At 44.5% G+C, this 18987-nt stretch carries 12 protein-coding genes; all 12 read left to right on the top strand.

Features of this window, described 5'->3' with window-relative positions; genetic code table 11:
• Positions 1–533: 533 nt before the first annotated feature.
• Positions 534–2516, top strand: coding sequence for a Tat pathway signal sequence domain protein (locus tag AC58U0_RS03390; protein WP_497377651.1), 1983 nt, complete (start codon positions 534–536; stop codon positions 2514–2516).
• Positions 2517–2741: 225 nt separating this feature from the next.
• Positions 2742–5405: a family 78 glycoside hydrolase catalytic domain gene (locus AC58U0_RS03385; RefSeq protein ID WP_497377650.1), complete on the top strand. Its 2664-nt coding sequence runs from the start codon at positions 2742–2744 to the stop codon at positions 5403–5405.
• Positions 5402–6622, top strand: coding sequence for a multidrug effflux MFS transporter (locus AC58U0_RS03380; RefSeq protein ID WP_497377649.1), 1221 nt, complete (start codon positions 5402–5404; stop codon positions 6620–6622). Before AC58U0_RS03385 ends, AC58U0_RS03380 begins: the two co-directional genes overlap by 4 nt.
• A 98-nt stretch (positions 6623–6720) precedes the next feature.
• Positions 6721–7632 (top strand): nucleoside hydrolase, encoded by a 912-nt coding sequence (locus AC58U0_RS03375; protein ID WP_497377648.1) that lies wholly within the window; start codon positions 6721–6723, stop codon positions 7630–7632.
• A 17-nt stretch (positions 7633–7649) separates the two neighbouring features.
• Positions 7650–8726 carry a family 43 glycosylhydrolase gene (locus tag AC58U0_RS03370; RefSeq protein ID WP_497377647.1) on the top strand — a complete coding sequence of 359 codons (1077 nt, stop codon included), beginning with the start codon at positions 7650–7652 and terminating at the stop codon, positions 8724–8726.
• Positions 8723–11116 (top strand): glycoside hydrolase family 3 N-terminal domain-containing protein, encoded by a 2394-nt coding sequence (locus AC58U0_RS03365; RefSeq protein ID WP_497377646.1) that lies wholly within the window; start codon positions 8723–8725, stop codon positions 11114–11116. Before AC58U0_RS03370 ends, AC58U0_RS03365 begins: the two co-directional genes overlap by 4 nt.
• 55 nt (positions 11117–11171) lie before the next feature.
• Positions 11172–12095, top strand: a complete 924-nt coding sequence (locus AC58U0_RS03360) for a nucleoside hydrolase (RefSeq protein ID WP_497377645.1) — start codon at positions 11172–11174, stop codon at positions 12093–12095.
• A gap of 238 nt (positions 12096–12333) precedes the next feature.
• The gene (locus AC58U0_RS03355; RefSeq protein ID WP_497377644.1) at positions 12334–13626 is read left to right on the top strand and encodes an ABC transporter substrate-binding protein; all 1293 of its coding nucleotides are present in this window, start codon (positions 12334–12336) and stop codon (positions 13624–13626) included.
• An 84-nt stretch (positions 13627–13710) separates the two neighbouring features.
• Complete coding sequence (locus AC58U0_RS03350; RefSeq protein WP_497377643.1) at positions 13711–14616, top strand: carbohydrate ABC transporter permease; 906 nt, start codon at positions 13711–13713, stop codon at positions 14614–14616.
• Positions 14606–15442 (top strand): carbohydrate ABC transporter permease, encoded by an 837-nt coding sequence (locus tag AC58U0_RS03345; RefSeq protein WP_497377642.1) that lies wholly within the window; start codon positions 14606–14608, stop codon positions 15440–15442. Before AC58U0_RS03350 ends, AC58U0_RS03345 begins: the two co-directional genes overlap by 11 nt.
• Positions 15443–15646: 204 nt before the next feature.
• Entirely contained in the window at positions 15647–17353 is a 1707-nt protein-coding gene (locus AC58U0_RS03340) for a sensor histidine kinase (protein WP_497377641.1), read from the top strand.
• A gap of 21 nt (positions 17354–17374) precedes the next feature.
• On the top strand, positions 17375–18973 hold the full coding sequence (locus tag AC58U0_RS03335) for a response regulator (protein WP_497377640.1): 1599 nt from the start codon (positions 17375–17377) through the stop codon (positions 18971–18973).
• Positions 18974–18987 lie beyond the last annotated feature (14 nt).

Raw genomic sequence — 18987 nt, 5'->3', positions numbered from 1 at the left:
TCGGAGAGTTGCAGCGTAAAAGAACGCCTTGAAGTATCGTTCAAAAGATAAATAGGTTTGAATTATGGTATTAAATTATATTTTTATTTGTGTTCAGTGATAAAAAGGTCGTGAACCAGATTAGTCCCGATGATGCAACATTACTCGGGACTAATTTATTTTTTTGGGTATTTTCGGATGGAACTATAAAGTCATGAAGCTATTGAAGCGCATGGCATGAGGCGAATATTGACCGTCGTAATCCGTGAAAATCTAAAGTATTTGTAGTTTTTCTAATACATTTGGGACTAATAAACAAGTAATATTTGGAATAGAAAGCGCTTTCTAAAAAACGTGAATTGGAGGGTGTATCAATGCGCATCTCTAAGAAATCATCGATCCCCGCGGCTGCAGGGCCGCACCTGGATTGGAAGGTAGGACAATGGGCTGGATTGAAGCAATGTAAAGGGAACTCCGATACTGGATCCGATTATTGGAGTAGAACCTGGTCAAGACGCCAACGACCCATTGTCTGGAAGACGGTGGTGGGAATCATGCTCAGCGCGTTCTTGATGCCGAGTATGAGTATCACGGCTGCGCCGTCTCTGTCGGAGTGCGCACCGAAAGTAGTCGGCGGCCCCATATGGATCACTGCCGACTGTGTCGACCCACTGTACAACCGCCCGGTTATTGACAGCCAGATCGATCTTACCACTCCGGTTCCACATCACAAGGTGTCGGGCCACTTCGAAGGGACCGATAAGAGGTTCAACTTCTACTTCCCGCTGAAGAGCCAGTGGGAGGGCAGGTTCTTTAACCTGGTGTACCCACTTCAGGACGAAAATGCAACCGACGAGACCGTTAGCTTCGGCGCGGGTAGCGGGGCTTACACGGTGCAGACAAACGGTGCCGGTGGCTACCGGGTCGACGCGGCCGCAGCCAAGTTCTCCGAGACGGTCGCGGCGAGCTACTACGGCTCGTCCAAACGGATCTATGGCTACATTTACGGAGGTAGCGGTGGCTCCTATCAAACGATCGGTGCCATCGAGAACAGCTCCAGGGTGTGGGACGGCGCAGTGCCGTTTATCCCAGGCATTCCGACCTCCATCCCGAACAATTTCTTTGCCCGGGCCTTCGCGCGATTCGTGCTGGAGGACAAGGCACCACAGATATCTGACGCGGTGAGCCCAGGTGGTAGCGGTAATCCTTATACCAGGCTCGATGAAGTGGAGCGGGCGGTGCTGCTCGAGGTGACGAAAATGGGCGTACCGCTGCGGGCTTGGGAGGACTACCCGTATGTGCTCGGTCTGAACGATCCCCAGGGCCTCCTAGGCTTCGCGAGCACGATTAAGAGCATCGATCCCACGTATGTCGATGACTTCTGGAGCAAGCCGGGGTATCTCGGCACGGAGCAGTCGGCGCTCGGCGATATGTTCCGTTCTGCAAAGGTGGATCACGTCGCGACCATCACCCAGATTAACCGGAACGAACAAAACGTACCGATTAGCCTATCCCTTGATAATGTACCAGCTGGCATGAAGACAACTAGTTTTGACTTCACACTCTACACAGCGGACGGCACGACGAAAGTTGGCACACTTTTGGGTTTACTGGATCCAGCTACAAATGTCTTCACCATTGGGAACGGGAATACCGACAGCGTGCTGAGCGCAATCAATAACGGTTTCAAGCTGCGGATCGACAACCAGTGGTCCCTTGCGCTGCTCTCGTATCATCGGCATCAGGTTCCGAAGCGAGCGGGTTTCTACGCCTGGGACCAGTTCAAGGCATCTGATGGAACACCGCTCTACCCTCAGCGGCCCATGGAGATTGGCCCTCTCATCTCCCGTAGCGTGAGCGGCGGCGGCACGCACAGCGGCATGATCAACGGCAAGGTTATCGTGGTCGGCAATCTGCTCGACACCGACGCTTACACATGGCAAGCCGACTGGTACAGCGCGAGGGTGAGGGAGTCCCTCGGCAATCGTTACGACGACAACTTCAGGCTCTGGTACAACGACAACGCGGATCATATTACTCTTGGTCCCCGCACTATCCGTCTCGTGCAGTTCGACGGCATTGTCCAGCAGGCACTTCGGGACGTGAGCGCCTGGGCAGAGAGGGGCGTGGCACCTGCGCAAACCACCCGCTACGACGTTGCCGACAGTCAGATCAAGGTGCCGGAGAATGCTGCGGCGCGACGTGGGATCCAGCCTGTCGTCGATCTAACCGTAAACGGTGAAGACCGTATCGATGTAGCCGCCGGCCAGACTGTTACCTTCAAGGCGAAGATCCAGGTCCCGCCAGGTACCAGCAAGGTCGTGGGCACCGAGTGGGACATCGAAGGCACAGGCCATTTCAAGGCAGTGGACTTCGGAAGTTCCAAACAGACTTTGCAGGTGTCGACGAAATTTACTTACACCAAACCTGGTACTTACTTCCCTGCGCTGCGAGTGACCTCCCAGCGCGAGGGCGATATGAGTACACCGTTCGCTAAGGTTCAGAACCTGGGGCGCGTTCGTGTCGTGGTTCATTAGAATGTGATTAAGTGGTGATTGCTCCCCGGAATTCAGTTGGGGAGTGGTCGCCTCTTTTTTCTACACAGGCTCTAAAACAAAGAAAATATAAAGAATTTGTAGATTTCTTAAATACAGTCCGAAATTTAACATGCGTATAATTGGGGAAGATTTGGAACGCATGAGGAGGCAAGACGTTGAAAGTCAGCTTATTGCTTTAAAAATATTACTGAAGGAGCATTAGAAATGAATAGTTTTACCGTCTCCAATCTTAGAGTCAACTATAGAAGAAATCCGCTTGGGATCGATGATTTATATCCCCGACTTAGCTGGCAAATCACTACGGAAGCCAGAGGTTTTATACAAACGGCTTATCAAATTCAAGTAGCATCCAAGCTTGACTTCACAGCAGGGATCGTATGGGATTCCGAAAAAGTTGAATCTGATCAAAATGTTCATATCGAATATCAAGGTGCTCCTTTATCTTCCCGTACACGTTATTATTTCAGGGTCCGGGTGTGGGACGGTCAGGGGGAAGGTTCGAAATGGAGCGAATCCGCCTACTGGGAAACCGCTTTGTTGTCAGCTGAGGAGTGGCAGGCAAGCTGGATTTCGGCGCAACCTCATAGCGTCGAGTCAGGCGACGAACCATGCGGTTATTTGCGTACAGAATTTATGCTTCCTGATAATGTAGTTTCAGCTCGCGTATATGCGACCTCTCTCGGCCTGTACCGGCTTTATATCAATGGCACCCAGGCCGATGACACGCTGTTTAACCCTGGCTGGACGAGCTATACCAAACGGCTTCAATACCAAACCTATGATGTGACCTCCTTACTCGCCAAGGGGGAGAATGCAATTGGCTGTATTCTAGGTAACGGCTGGTATAAAGGATATTTAGCCTGGGAAGGTAAGAAAGAGTTTTACGGTTCCAAACGGACCGTCCTTATTCAACTGCATGTGACGTTGTCCGATGGATCTGAAAGAATCATTGCTTCCGATGGCAGCTGGCGTTCTTCGTCAGGTCCAATCCTGATGTCGGAGCTGTACCACGGTGAAACCTACGATGCTCGTCTAGAAATGGATGGGTGGGCTTCACCCGGGCTTGCAGATGAGAATTGGGTAGAGGCATTGATTACGAATGCTCCGCCATCTACCTTGGTTGCCCAAGAAAATGAACCGACACGAATTATTGAAACGGTCAAACCTATAACAGTCATGACGACACCAAATGGCGAGACTGTTCTGGATATGGGACAGAATATGGTCGGTTGGGTTAAGTTCGAGGTCTGTGCTGAAGCAGGTAATGAAATTACTTTACAGCACGCAGAGGTGCTAGATCGGGACGGAAATTTCTATACCGGAAATCTTCGTTCTGCAAAGCAGACGAATACGTATATTTGTCGAGGCGGCGGGACGGAAACCTATGAACCGTACTTGACGTTTCAAGGATTTCGCTATGTCAAAGTGACAGGAGTTCCGCAGGATCAACTCATCGATCACTTCATTGGCTGTGTCATTCATTCGGATTTGGAGCAAACTGGCAGCTTCCGATGCTCGGATGAAATGGTGAATCAGCTTCAGCACAACATTTTATGGGGGCAAAAGGGTAATTTCTTGGATATTCCGACAGACTGCCCGCAGCGGGATGAAAGATTAGGATGGACGGGAGATGCTCAAGTATTTATTCGCACCGCCGCCTTTAATATGAACGTCGTTCCATTCTTTGAAAAATGGCTAAAGGACTTGGCAGCGGACCAAGAATCTGACGGAAGAGTTCCGCACGTTATTCCTGATATCCCTACTGCGGGATATGGTTCTTCGGCTTGGGGGGACGCTGCCGTCATCTGTCCTTGGACACTCTACCAATGCTATGGGGACATTCGTGTTCTGGATAGACAGTATTCCAGCATGAAGGCTTGGGTTGAGTATATGCGTTCGCAAGGCGATGACGAGTTCCTTTGGAATACAGGCTTTCACTTTGGGGATTGGCTTGGTCTGGATGCTAAAGAAAACAGCTATATCGGGGCAACGCCCGCAGATTTGATCGCCACCGCATTTTACGCTTATTCAACAGAATTGCTTTTCAAAACAGCAGTGGTACTTGGCAATGAGGAAGATGCAAAAAAATATGAAGTATTGCATAAACGCATTGTATTGGCATTCCGTTCGGAGTTCGTTACACCGAGAGGACGAGTGGCATCCCCTACACAAACGGCGTATGTGCTTGCTCTTATGTTTGATTTACTGGAGGAGAAGGATCGTCCTCGAACGGCCAAAATGCTTGCTGAACATATCGAACAGAATAAGATCCACTTAACGACGGGGTTTGTAGGCACGCCTTACCTATGTTTGGTACTTACACGATTCGGGTATACCAAGCTGGCTTATCAACTGCTTCTACAGAAGGAATACCCTTCATGGTTGTTTTCTGTGATTCAAGGGGCAACCACGATTTGGGAGCATTGGGACGGCATTAAACAAGACGGCTCATTTTGGAGTGATGATATGAACTCCTATAATCATTACGCTTACGGCGCCATCGGGGACTGGCTCTATCGGGTTGTCGGGGGAATCGATTTGATTGAGCCGGGGTACAAAAAAATCAGAATTCAGCCGCAGATCGGTGAACAGCTCTCTTGGGCGGAAGCTTCTATCAACTCAATGCACGGAAGCATTCGAGCAGCTTGGAGTAAACAGGATAATGGTAAAGTGGGACTGGACGTGGTCATTCCTCCGAATACGACAGCTGAAGTCATCCTGCCAACGAACCAAACCGGCGGTATTCAGGAGAACGGGAAGCCGTTGGAGCAAATGACAGGCTTACTGGGATTGGAACAAAGCCCCGTTAGTCAGAAGATTCTCATTGGTTCGGGTAAATATTCATTTACATTTGGTTGGGGGCTATGAATCATTCGCTTCGATTCTCCCTGCTATTAGCCTTATATTCTGCTTTAGGATCCTTTAGCTTCGACATGTATCTGCCATCATTTCCTCAAATGATGACTTTCTTTGGGACAGATGCATCTATGATCCAAGCCAGTTTAACCTCGTGCCTGTTAGGTTTAGGCGTAGGTCAGATCGTATTGGGTGCTCTAAGTGATGTATATGGCAGACGCAAGCCTTTATTGATTGCTATGATATTGTATGTCATTTCCTCCTTCGGCTGTGCTTTTGCGCCCAATATTATCATTTTTATTGCATTACGATTCATTCAAGGATTTGCTATAGCTGTTGGTACGATTTGCAGTGCAATCGTTCGTGACACCTATAGCGGGGTTGAATTAACGAAGTTTTATACGCTCATCGCCATGATTGGCAGCGTCGCTCCGCTACTTGCGCCGATTGCAGGGAGTATTGTTGTTTCTTTCACTTCATGGGTTGGAGTATTTCTATTTTTAGGGTTTTTAGGAATGTTTTTAACAGGTATAACCAAATGGCGTCTAAAGGAAACCTTGCCACCGGAGAAGCGCATCCCAGGTAACTTTAAGGAGATATTGCGAAATTTTAAAACCTTGCTGCAAAACCGCATATTTATGGGTTATGCCCTAATTCAGGGGAGTATAGTCGCAGGTGTCTTTGCCTACATCTCAGGAACGCCGTTTATTTATCAAAAGATCTATGGTGTGACACCCCAAGTTTTTTCGATGCTATTTGCGTTGAATGGTATCAGCTTGATCTTAGGTTCTCAGTTGGTTAAACAATTGGCAGGGCGAATGACAGGACGGCGTATTCTTCAGATAGGGATGTTTTTAGCTGTAATTAGCAGCATTTCGGTTCTGGTAGTAGTCCTTTCTCAAGGCCCATTAATTGCACTGGTTATTCCGCTCTTCTTTTTTATTGCCTCGACTGGAATCACAGGTTCGGCTATTTTTCCATTAGCGATGGAGTCACAAGGACACATAGCGGGTAGTGCTTCCGCCATGTTGGGAGTCATACCGTTTTTATTTGGCTCTATTACTGCTCCCCTAGTTGGGGTCGCGGGAGAGTACTCTGCTGCACCGCTAGCAATCATTTTAATTGTAGCTTGCTCGTTGTCTGTTATTACTTATGTAGGACTGGTTCGATTTCGTTCGGCCGACTTCGAATCGTCAGCATGTTCCACAGACATGAATCAATCGAAATGAAATAGTGGATATAAATTTTGACCAAGTCGATACAGACCGGTGCAGAAACCAAGAAGGTTTATGTAATACTTTAAATTCGTATTTGGAGGTTGTTATTAATGCTTCAACATCCATTTGCTGTACCGGAAAATAAAAAAATCCGTTTGATTATCAATACAGATGCCAAAAATGAGGCTGATGACCAATATGCCATCGTTCATGCATTGTTGACGCCTCTCTTTCAAGTCAAAGGGATTATTGGAGCCCATTTCGGAGAAAACAGGACGAAAACTTCGATGCTGGAAAGCTACGATGAGGTTGTGAAGGTGCTGGAGTTGATGCAGTTAAAGGACGAAATCCCAGCTTTTAAAGGAGCGGAAAGAGCGATACCGAATGAGCAAACTCCTGCCATGTCAGAAGGGGCGGAGTTCATCATCCGTGAAGCACTTTCGGATGATTCTACGCCGCTCTTTGTCATTTTCTTGGGTCCGATCACGGATTTAGCAACCGCTTATCTAAAAGAACCCTCGATCGCAGGGAAAATAACTGCAGTTTGGGTTGGCTGCGGTGTGTGGCCACACGGGAACATGGAATTTAATTTATCCAACGATATTCATGCGGCTAACGTGGTTTTACGCTCGGATATTCCCCTGTGGATTATTCCACAGAACGTATATGGAGCACCTCGGGTCAGCATATCGGAGCTGGCTGTCAAAGTGAAGCCTTATGGAGAAATAGGACACTATTTATACCAGCAACTGATAGATTTTAATCTTATGATGAACAAGAGGTCGGACTGGACAAACGGAGAGAGTTGGTCCATGGGCGATTCTACGGCGGTTAGTGTGCTAATGGATTCTCACATGTTCGGTTATGAATGGAAACCTGCACCACGTATAACTGAAGATATGCGGTTCGTGCATTATCAGCAGGAGCGATTGGTACGTTGGTATCACTATATCGACCCGCGTTTTACACTAGAGGACATGTTTGCCAAGCTCCAACTTTATTACGGGAAGAATAACAAATAGTTTAAAGGAGAATGAACATGACATATAACAGCATAAGACCTGGACAGACTTGGTTAGATACGGAAGGGAAACGTATTCAGGCACACGGAGGGTCCATTATTACCGTAGGGGACACCTTTTATTGGTACGGAGAAAATAAAGAAAAAACAAAACCTGGAAGCGGCATCTGGCATTGGGGAGTAAGATGCTATGCATCAAAAGACTTGTACAATTGGGAAGATAAAGGGATTATTATTCCCCCAAATGAGTTTGATGAATCTTCACCAATGCATCCTGCGCAGTATGTGGACAGACCACATATCATCTTCAATCAACAAACGGGGAAGTTTATATGCTGGATTAAAGTGATGCAAAAAGATAAGACTCAACAGTCAACCGTTTTGATTGCAGACCATATTCTGGGTCCATACACGATGGTCCAAAGTGATCTTAGACCCTTAAATATGAGTGCGGGAGATTTCGATTTGGTTGTGAGTCCGGATGGCAAAGCCTATTATTATTTCGAAAGAGTCCACAGTGAGCTAATATGTGCTGATTTGACGGAGGATTATACGGATGTAACCGGATATTACTCGACGCATTTTCCAAATGTTCAGCCGCCATACGTACGTGAGGCACCTGCGTATTTCTTTAGAAAAGGACTGCATTACTTGTTCACATCGGGCACAACGGGATATCATCCAAACCCGTCAGAAGTCGCTTGTGCGAAAGCCTACCATGGTCCATGGACAGTCTTGGGGAATCCCCACCCGGAGGATACCTCCTGTACATCGTATAATTCTCAGATTACGTCCGTATTTAAGCACCCGTTTAAGAAGGACTTGTATATTGCATTAGCCGACAGATGGATGCCGAATCTTCTGGATTTGGCGGGTGAAGATCACGCAATAGGAAAAGGATATCAGAAAACTGCGGACATTTATAAGGCTATTTTTGAACCGGATACGGACTATGTCATGGAAGAAGTCCATTATTCCTGTACTTTGGATATCGATACTTCAGTTGCAGATTATGTATGGCTTCCTATACGTTTCGATGGAGAAATGGCTTACCTGGATTGGAACGATGAATGGAAAGTGGAGGATTTCGTATGAAATATTTAGATCCAGAACTATCTTCAGAGGAAAGAGCGAATGATCTCCTCCAACGTATGAGTATAGAGGAAAAAATGGGGCAGATCGTTTGCTACTTCCCTAGAAAGTTATCGGAATATGAAGAATTAGAAAAAGATTATTCACATGGAGTTGGTCAGGTTAGTGCCCTTGAGATGAGGGCGCTAGGCACACTAGAAGATGCCGCAAGGTTTCAGCGTGAAATACAGGAAAAAGTCATGGCGCAAAGTGAGCATCACATTCCGGCAATTTTCCATATGGAAGGTCTTTGTGGTGCGTATGTACAAGGGGCAGCCAGCTTTCCTTCTGGGATTGGAAGAGGATCTTCGTGGAATCCTGATTTAGAGAAAGAAATCGGGAAAATTGTTGGCAGGCAGGAGAGGGCGATTGGTATCTCTCAGGTCTTTGCACCAGTATTAGATATTTCAAGGGACTCTCGTTTTGGCAGACAAGGGGAGACCTATGGTGAAGACCCTACATTAGCATCTGCAATGGGAGTTGCCTATACCAAAGGAATCCAATCAGAAAAAACAGGTAATCTGCAATCTGAATGTGTTGCTAAGCATTTTTTTGGCTTTCATGGTTCTGATGGCGGAATCCATGGAGCCCACTGTGATATTCCGCCCAGATCATTGCAGGAAATCTATGGGAAGCCATTTCAGGCTGCTATTTCGGAAGCTGGCTTAAGGGGTATAATGCCTTGTTATGCTTCCATCAATGGAGAACCGATTTCCGCATCAAAAGAAATATTGACAGGATTATTGCGAGACGAGATGGGCTTTGACGGAATCACTGTATCCGATTATTGTGCTGTTATGAATATTCATCAAGTTCAAAAGGTGTCTGAAAGTTATACGGAAGCAGGACTTCGTGCATTAAGTGCTGGCATGGATATGGAGCTTCACTTTAAGAAATGCTTTAATGACGAGTTAGCGGAATGGTTTGCTACTGGAAAAGCAGATATTGATATTTTGAACACGGCTGTAAGGCGAATCTTGGCTACTAAATTTAGAATGGGGCTTTTTGAGAATCCATATGCTTTATCTGGTGAAGAGTTGACAAAGTCTTTTCATGGCTCCAAGGATGAAGACGTCATGCTGCAGTCTGCTAGAGAATCGCTAGTGCTCTTAAAAAATGATGGTACTCTGCCTATTCAAAAGAGTGTGAAAAAAATTGCTGTAATAGGTTGCCATGCTTCAGACGCTCGAATTTTCTATGGAGGCTATACCCATTTTAGTATGGCTGAAGGACTGTTAGCTGCTATTTCTACTATGGCAGGTCTGGAAACAAAGGCAGACGAAAAGAAATCTGTGATGAGGACAATCCCTGGAACTCCTATACAGGTGGATGATGATCCAGCTTTTGAGGCACTATTACACAAACAAAAGCCAGGAATCAAGAATTTGCTGGAGCAATTAAAGGAAAGTCTCCCTCAGACTGAAATTGCATATTCCTATGGATATCCAGTTGCAGGAAATGATATGTCTGGCCATGAAGAGGCTTTAGCAATAACCCTGGAGGCCGATCTGGTTATCCTTACCTTAGGTGGCAAGCATGGCACAAGCTCCATTGCCTCCATGGGAGAAGGCATTGATAGTACGGATATTAATTTGCCGATCTGTCAGGAACTTTTTCTGGAAAAATTGTCCAAAATAAACAAATCGGTAGTAGCCGTACATTTTAATGGTCGTCCCATCTCCAGTGATGCAGCAGACCAGTATGCGAATGCGATTCTAGAGGCTTGGAATCCGGCGGAAAAAGGTGCTGAGGCTATTACGGATGTATTACTTGGTAACTATAATCCAAGCGGAAAACTTCCACTATCTGTAGTACGTTCCGCTGGGCAGACTCCAGTTTATTACAATCATCCGAATGGATCCAGTTACCATCAGGGTGAAAGCATAGGTTTTTCCAATTACGTGGATATGTCTCATGCACCAAGATATTACTTCGGATATGGACTTTCTTATACTAGTTTTGGGTATTCCAATCTGAAATTAAGTAGTACGGAAATAGAACCAAACAGCGTAATCACGATTAGTTTTGATATTGAAAATACTGGTGAAATGCAGGGTACAGAGGTAGTTCAGCTTTATTTAAAGGATCGTTATGCTAGTATGACTAGACCTGTTATGGAATTGGCGGGGTTCAAACGTATTGATTTAAAACCTGGAGAAAAGCAAACAGTCAATTTCCAGGTTGAGCCTAGCCAAACGGCATTCTTGGATCATGACATGAAGTGGCTAATTGAAGCTGGAGATATAGATGTTAAAATCGGCAGCTCCTCTCAGGATATCAGACTGGAGGGTAGTTTTAGAATTATATCTAATTTGTTTATTGAAGGTAAAAATAGGAGGTTTTATTCAATCTAAATAATTATTGGTACCTACTTGGAATCTGGAAGGGTAGCCTTAGGAGGATTAATCTATGATCTACGATAAGTATAGTTACACTGTACCCAGCCAAAAAATGATTCGAGTAATTATGGATACAGATGCAAAAAACGAAGCGGACGATCAATATGCGATAGTTCATGCTCTGCTAAGTCCAAAATTCGATAACAAAGGGATTATCGCGGCTCATTTTGGGCAATGGAGATCCCAAACCAGCATGAATGACAGTTATGATGAAATCATTAAGATTCTGGAACTCATGAAAATAAAAAATGATAATTTGGTATTCAAAGGTGCTCCCCAGGCGCTTTCGGATGAATTGACACCAGTTCCCTCTGCAGGAGCAGAGCTTATCATAAAAGAAGCGATGTCCGAAGATCCGAGGCCTTTGTTTGTTACTTTTTTAGGACCTCTTACAGATATGGCTTCCGCACTATTAATAGAGCCTCAAATCGCTGATAGATTAACTGTGATCTGGATCGGCGGAGGTGCATATCCAAATGGTGAAACAGAATATAACTTGTGGAACGATATTCATGCGGCAAACGTCGTATTTAAGTCCAAGGTCCCATTGTGGCAGGTACCCAAAAATGTTTATCAGCGTGTCATGGTTTCGATGGCCGAGTTGGAGTACCGTGTCAAGCCGCATGGTGAATTGGGGGAATATCTTTTTGAACAGCTTGTCGAATTTGGACATACTGAGGCCGCAATCAATACCACAATTCGAACAGGCGAATGCTGGTGCTTGGGTGATTCTCCTACTGTAGGACTGTTGCTTTGTGACCATGAATACCATTATGATTGGTTACCGGCGCCGGAGTTCACACAGGATATGAGGTATATACACGAACGAAATAACCGACCGATTCGTGTTTATAAAGATGTTAACAGCAGATTTATCCTGGAAGATTTTTATGTTAAACTGGCGATGTTTATTGAAAAACAAAAAATACGGTGAGTGAAATAAATGGAGCTGAATGAGTAGGGAGAGACGTTTTAGTCTGCCCTTTTTATGTTGGGGAGCTAGGTTAAGTATGAGCAAAATTAGGAGACAATAACAAAGGAAGTTTCCATCCGGATCAAAGAAAAACTAAAGTTATTGTAGATTTTCTTAATACATGCTTGACTCCTATACTTTTATAATAAGGATTAGAAAGCGCGCGCATTCAAAATAAAAAGTAGCGGGAGGGTCTAACATGGCATTTGCTAAGAAATCAAGCATTGTTCTGAGCCTTACAGTATGTTTAGCACTATTGGTAAGCGCTTGCGGCAGTCAAACGAACAGTTCCTCAACATCAACCGGGGCTTCCAAAGAAGGAAATAGCGCCTCTGCAGGCAAGAAGACGAAGCTCACGCTGATGATCGCCTGGCCGGGAGATGAGATCGGGAAAAAGGAAGAAGATTTGGTGGCCAAGCATTTCGCCGATAAATATGACATCACCTTTAAACCCGTCGCTGACCCTGAAAAGACAATTAAAACAACGATCGCTTCAGGCGAACCGATTGATCTCGCATTCTATTGGACCGGCGGCATGGATACCTTCGTGAATGCCAATATGGCGCTGGATCTTACGCCTTATTTGAATGCCAATGGCGGCGAATGGAAGAATTCATTCATAGATGGCACCTTGGATAAGGGAATCTACAACGGTAAGACATACGCGCTCCCGATCACCCCTGTATATTTCATGATGTTGGCGAATAAAGACCTTCTGGATAAAGCCGGCGTAACCTTATCGGACCAACCGACATGGGATGAATTCAAGAATGCGATGGCTACTGTTAAAGAAAAACTGGGGATTACACCTTTTGGGAGTAGTTGGGTGGATTGGATGCACAGAGGACTGCTTTTCTCGGTTTGGCCGGATGATGCCAAATTGCAGCAGTTTACTAAAGGTCAAATTCCTTTTACCGATCCATTGGTTGTGAAAGCTTTTGATGAAACAAAGGCGATTTACGATAAGGAATATGCGTATCCTGGCAAAGGTGCGCTTACCGTTACCCAGGACCAAGTTTTAACTGCGTTCAAGTCCGAGAAGATCGCGATTATGGCTTACATCAATTATCAAGCAGGTAAAGCGCTCAAGGATTCCGGACTGAAGAATGTACAGGTTTTAAGCTGGCCGCATATGGGCTCACGTACAAAAGTGCCGGGTGATGCCAACGGATACATGATTCCGGCTAACGTGAAACATCCGGAAGCATCGATCGAGATCATGAAATATTTGACGAGTCCGGAAGTTGCTCAATACAGGGTTGATAGCGGTGCACCGGTCTCTGTCAAAGGTGTAAAAATAGCCGATCCTAATGTTGCACTATTTGCAAAGGATGCCGGTAATCTCTATACCGAGAAAGAAATCAATGCTCTTTCTCCGAAAATTGGCGAATACCTCACGACTAAAATGCCGGCCAACTACATTTTCGACCAAAAGAAAACGCTGGAAGATCTCGAAAAACTGAGATTGGAAGCCATTCAGCAGCAAAAATAACAAGTAAAATTGAATAATTACGATCATGGGCATAAGAGACTTGTCTTATGCCCGTGATTGTTCCAAGCAAAAGGAGGACATAAGGTGTCACGACTAGCGAAAGGTCAGTCCTTGCATGCTAAGACGCGAATGTTGGGAATTGCGATACTAATTCCGGCCGCTTTTTTTATCACATTTACGATGATCGTCCCGATTGGGTGGAATTTTGTTTTATCTTTTGCAAAATGGAGTCCACTATCAAGCATGCAAATGGTCGGTCTGGATAATTATATTCATCTATTTCAGGATTCCACGACCCTTAAAGGGTTCAAATATTCCATTATGATTGCGATTGCATCTTCCCTGATAGCTCTTTTTTTAGGGCTGTTGCTGGCATTATTGGTATATAGGACCGGCAACAAGGAGGGATCAATTTTACGGCTGATCTTTTTTGCTCCAAATATGATGCCTTTTATCGTCATCGGACTTTTGTTTGCCTTTATCCTAAGTCCCGATCAGGGACTTATCAATCAGTTTTTCCGGTTGATCGGTATGCATAGTCTTGAGCGTGCCTGGCTTTCCGAACCTGGGCTTGTACTGTGGACCATATCTGTTGTAAACGGCTGGAAAGGTTGCGGAGGCGTGATGATGCTGATCTATACGGCCATTCTTGGGATTCCGACTTCCATGTTTGAAGCTGCCCGGCTTGAAGGGGCAAGCTACTTCCGCCAAATCCGTATCATTATCTTACCGCTTATTATGCCAACCATCAGTTTGGTCTCGATGTTAGTGCTCATTGGTTCATTTAAAGCCTATGATATCGTCTATACCATGACTAAGGGTGGCCCTGGCGATTACTCGAAAATCGTTCCAATCCAGATGCTGGATACAGGATTCTTTTACAATGATTTTGGAAGTGCAGCAGGGATCGGAGTCTTGTTTACCATCCTTGTTGCCGTCATTATTTACATTTCGCGTAAAATCGCAAGAGGGGATGTTTATGAGTATTAATAGATGGAATTCAACCTTAATCATACGTCTGATCCTGATTGTATTTGCCGCAGTAAACATATACCCGGTTCTCTTCGCGGTTTTCACCTCATTAAAGACAACCGAGGAGTTTTATTCAAATTTATGGTCGTTTCCGAGTCGATTTCATTTTGAAAATTATATAGAAGCATTTAAGGTTGGGCGTTTAGGTGATAATTTATTTAACAGCATTGTGATTGTGACTGTGACTCTTTTAGTCACAACAGTTTTTGCGATATTCGCGGCGTATTCGCTGGCAAGATTGCAGGTTCCTTTCGCAGGGGCCATCGTTGGCATTTTATTCATCTTGATGATATTACCTGCCGAGTCCATGATTATTCCACTTTACATGATGATGTCAAAGTTGAAGTTGTTACAAGTTGTCTATTTTCCTATTATTTTCGTATATGTAGGCTGGCTTCTACCAGGGACTATTGTTATTCTTCGCAATTTTTTCCTTTCCATTCCGAGTGAATTACTGGAGTCGGCTAGAATCGACGGCTGCAGTGAGCTCAGCACGATGTTCAGGATCGTCTTTCCGCTTTCGGGGGCAGCCGTCGCTACATGTACCGTATTTAATTTCGGATTCGCATGGGGGGAATTGATGTGGGCGAAAGTTGCCACATTGACGACAGATACAGGGATCCCGATCTCTGTTGGCCTCCTAAATTTTCAAGGACAATACACGACGAACTGGCCCTTAATGACAGCGGGCATGTGTATGGTTCTACTCCCTCTTATCTTACTTTTCATCTTTTTGCAAAAGTATTTCGTTCAAGGGTTAACTGCCGGTGCGGTAAAAGGATAATCTGGCCAGGGAAAGGTATCGGTCGAATGACTCCCGCTTGAGCTGACTACCCTTCTGTAGACGCCGTTCAAGCCACGGAGCGATTGGCTCTTATTATCCGGCGTAATTAAAGGGTAAAATAGATACAAGCAGAGCGGCTTCATCTGAATGATGCCGTTCTATTCTTCTATTCACATAAATGGACACCTGGGGTGTGGTCAAGAAATGTTGAAGTTTAAGGACTTACCTTTAATCATTAAATTATATTTATGCATAGCGGTTTTGATTATCGTTCCCTTAATCGTCATGGGGTTTTATTTAAACAGCCAATTTGCTGCTTTAACACTAAATAAATCAAGTGAAATTGCTCTCCAAACGCTAAAGCAAACGAGACAAAATTTTGAATCTTTGTTCACGGATACTAACGATATTTCGACCCGTATCTTATCCAATGAGCTCGTTCAAGAGTTTGCCAAAGGCGAATACAACAAAGAGTTGGACTATGACAAAATATATTGGAATGTGAACTCTTGGTTGGATGATGTAGTAGGATCCAAAAAATATTATCGTTCGATATACCTGTACTCAGGCAAGGAAGTTATTTATCAAAAAGGAATTCTGGCTCCGGATTTGGATCAGTCTGCGATGGAGCTTGCGTTGCAGGAGCAAGGAAGGGGCATTTGGTTAACTGGTCCTGGAGATATCACCTATTATAGGGGAATTATGGATTTTGGGAAATTGGGAAGAATGGTTGCTGTAGAAAGACTTGATATTAACGAAGAAATTCTCTATGAATATTACAAAAACATCAATTCTTATGAGGGATCTCAAATTTATCTTTTGGATTCTAACGGCTTCATCTTATCTTCAACGGAAAGAAACAAGATTGGGGACAAGATTGACATCGATTATGTTCAAAAAAACCTTCCAATTAAAAATGGTTATTTTACCACCGATATTGAAAATGCGAGACATATTGTGCTCTTTTATACGATCGAGGAAACCAACTGGACGCTGGTTCAGATCATCCCGGAAAAGTCATTTACATTGTTAAAATCAACAATAAATACAGTTTTGCTGATTGTTATTCTGCTATGCATCATTTTTGGTATATTATTCTCATTCATTCTGCACAAATACATGCTTCGGCCCTTACTGCAATTGCGTAAAGAAATGATGAAGCTTAAGACCGGCAATTTCAACATTGCTCTGAGGATCGATTCCAAAGATGAAATCGGTGAAATCAGCAACGGATTTTTGCGAATGGTAGAGCAGCTGAAAGAAACGATCAACGACGTTTATTTGACCAAAATTAAGCAAAGAGAAGCCGAAATCAAGGCGCTGGAATCGCAAATTAACCCTCATTTTTTATATAATACCTTAGATTCGATTCATTGGCTCGCGATTAAACAGAAAAATTACGATGTCAGCGAGCAAATTGAAGCTCTTGCAGAAATATTCAGGCACGTTCTGAATAAGGGAGAGCCTTTTGTCACAATCGGGCAAGAGGTTGATTTTTTGGAAAATTATATGTTTATTCAAAAACGGAAGTATGGAGAACGTATTAAACTTCATATCGATGCCGCACCGTACCTTATGAACTATAAGATGCCTAAATTAGTTCTGCAGCCTTTGGTTGAAAATGCGATCTTTCATGGGTTGGAACAGGTCGTCGAGGGAGGCATTATTGAAGTCAAAATAACCAGAGCGGACCATGGGATTCGGTTAATGGTAACGGATAACGGTATGGGGACCGATGAAACCAAAATCCATAAAATGATGAGCAGTATCGAAGAAGCGAAACACGTATTTGCCTTAAAAAATATCGATGACAGAATTAAAACTAGTTATGGAGAACCTTTTGGTCTCTATTTTACAAGCAAGGTCGGGGTTGGTACGAAAGTTGAGGTGCTCATTCCCCTTATCGTTTAATGGAAAGGCGGGTGAGTAGGAATGAAACTGTTAATCGCAGACGATGATGAACAGATCAGATCGGGCATTGAGCAAGGGATCGATTGGTCCGCTTTGGACATCAAGCAGGTCATTACAGCTTCCAATGGCCTTGAGGCATTTCAACGATTTACCGAACTACAGCCGGAGATCGTGATCACGGATGTGAGAATGCCCGGAATAGACGGATTGGAACTTTTGGAGAAAATAAAGGAGATCAATCCTAGAACGAGGGTCATCATCTTAAGCGGATATAACGATTTCGAGTATCTTAAGAAGGCGATTCAACTGGATGCCGTAGATTATGAAATGAAGCCCATTCGTGCACGAAGTTTAATTGCTTTGATCCAAAAGGTTAAGGATGACATTATTCGGGAACGGGTCTCGGAGCAAGAGTTTCAAAAATATCTCGAGTCCTTTAAGAGCAATTTTGGAGAAGAACTTCTAAATGGCAGCATTACGGACCGTTTGATCATTCTGGAAGGCTTGCAGCAGTACTATGGTTTCGATGTAACGCAATCACTCATCTGTATAACAGCAATCCTTGATGGTGACTGGAAAAAGCATTTGGATCAAACGAAGATCGCCGCGGATACTATTTACAGTCTTTTTGCATCTAGTGATTTAGCTTCGCGTGGGATTAGTTTAAGGTCAAAAGAAGGGAAAATGGTTTTCTTAGTGACGCTAGAAACAAAGTCCTACTTATTCTATCGCCAATATGCGAATGAATTGGTGAATCGATTGCGGTCTTGGAATCGCGAGACGAGGTCCCTATGTCAAATGTCGTTTTCGGCCGGAATCAGCAGCCCGGGTAATGTTTCGGAATTCGTAAAGCTGTATCAGGAAGCTAACCAGGCGTTGTCTATGAGGTTATACGAGGGCAGTGGCTCGATCCAAGTCTATAATAAAACTACTGAATTAAGCGATAAAACAATTGTCGGTTTGCTGGAAAACGCAGAATTTATCTTGCAATTGTCCCGCGGGGACATTGCTTCCGCTACGACGATGGTGAATAACGAATTTGAGCATATGAAGAAAGGACGTGAATATAGCAGAAAAAGTGTGGCCGCCTATTTGCGAAATTTGCTCCACTTTTTTACGGTCACGAATAGAAACGTTCTTGCTGATCGGAGCGAACAGATTCAAAGCAAAATTGATTTCATTGAAGGAAATGCGGATTACCTATCGATCGAAGAATTCAGGGAAATCGTTGTCTCTGTTTTCGAGGAGACAGGCACGCACTTCTCCAAAGATCTCAGTCCGGTGATGATCCGTGCGGACGAGTTTATCCGCAAAAACTTTATGCGCCAACTTACGGTAGAGATGCTCTCGCAGCATGTGGGTAAAACACCAAACTATTTCAGCCATTTGTTCAAGCGCGAATTTGGAATCTCCTTCAAGGAATATGTCACCCACTTAAGGATAGCAAAGGCGAAAGAGCTCATTCTCAATACGAATGACCTTATCTATGAAATCAGTGAAAAGGTCGGATTTTCCGATTACACGTATTTTACCCAGGTCTTCAAAAAAATGGAGGGACACCCACCAGCTCTATTGAGAAAGAATAATTCGGGAATTGCATTTGAGTTAGGGGAGAACTAGCGTTAAAGATAGGG

The organism is Paenibacillus sp. J31P190, from assembly GCF_059692075.1.
The sequence above is the reverse complement of the archived record's forward strand: the minus strand, read 5'-3'. Positions and strand labels throughout refer to the sequence as shown.

Excerpts from the sequence above, each read along its gene's own strand:
- AC58U0_RS03335 (WP_497377640.1), top strand. The coding sequence starts at position 17,375 with ATGAAACTGTTAATCGCAGACGATGATGAACAGATCAGATCGGGCATT.
- AC58U0_RS03385 (WP_497377650.1), top strand. The coding sequence starts at position 2,742 with ATGAATAGTTTTACCGTCTCCAATCTTAGAGTCAACTATAGAAGAAAT.
- AC58U0_RS03340 (WP_497377641.1), top strand. The coding sequence starts at position 15,647 with ATGTTGAAGTTTAAGGACTTACCTTTAATCATTAAATTATATTTATGC.
- AC58U0_RS03365 (WP_497377646.1), top strand. The coding sequence starts at position 8,723 with ATGAAATATTTAGATCCAGAACTATCTTCAGAGGAAAGAGCGAATGAT.
- AC58U0_RS03380 (WP_497377649.1), top strand. The coding sequence starts at position 5,402 with ATGAATCATTCGCTTCGATTCTCCCTGCTATTAGCCTTATATTCTGCT.
- AC58U0_RS03360 (WP_497377645.1), top strand. The coding sequence starts at position 11,172 with ATGATCTACGATAAGTATAGTTACACTGTACCCAGCCAAAAAATGATT.
- AC58U0_RS03375 (WP_497377648.1), top strand. The coding sequence starts at position 6,721 with ATGCTTCAACATCCATTTGCTGTACCGGAAAATAAAAAAATCCGTTTG.
- AC58U0_RS03345 (WP_497377642.1), top strand. The coding sequence starts at position 14,606 with ATGAGTATTAATAGATGGAATTCAACCTTAATCATACGTCTGATCCTG.
- AC58U0_RS03390 (WP_497377651.1), top strand. The coding sequence starts at position 534 with ATGCTCAGCGCGTTCTTGATGCCGAGTATGAGTATCACGGCTGCGCCG.
- AC58U0_RS03370 (WP_497377647.1), top strand. The coding sequence starts at position 7,650 with ATGACATATAACAGCATAAGACCTGGACAGACTTGGTTAGATACGGAA.
- AC58U0_RS03355 (WP_497377644.1), top strand. The coding sequence starts at position 12,334 with ATGGCATTTGCTAAGAAATCAAGCATTGTTCTGAGCCTTACAGTATGT.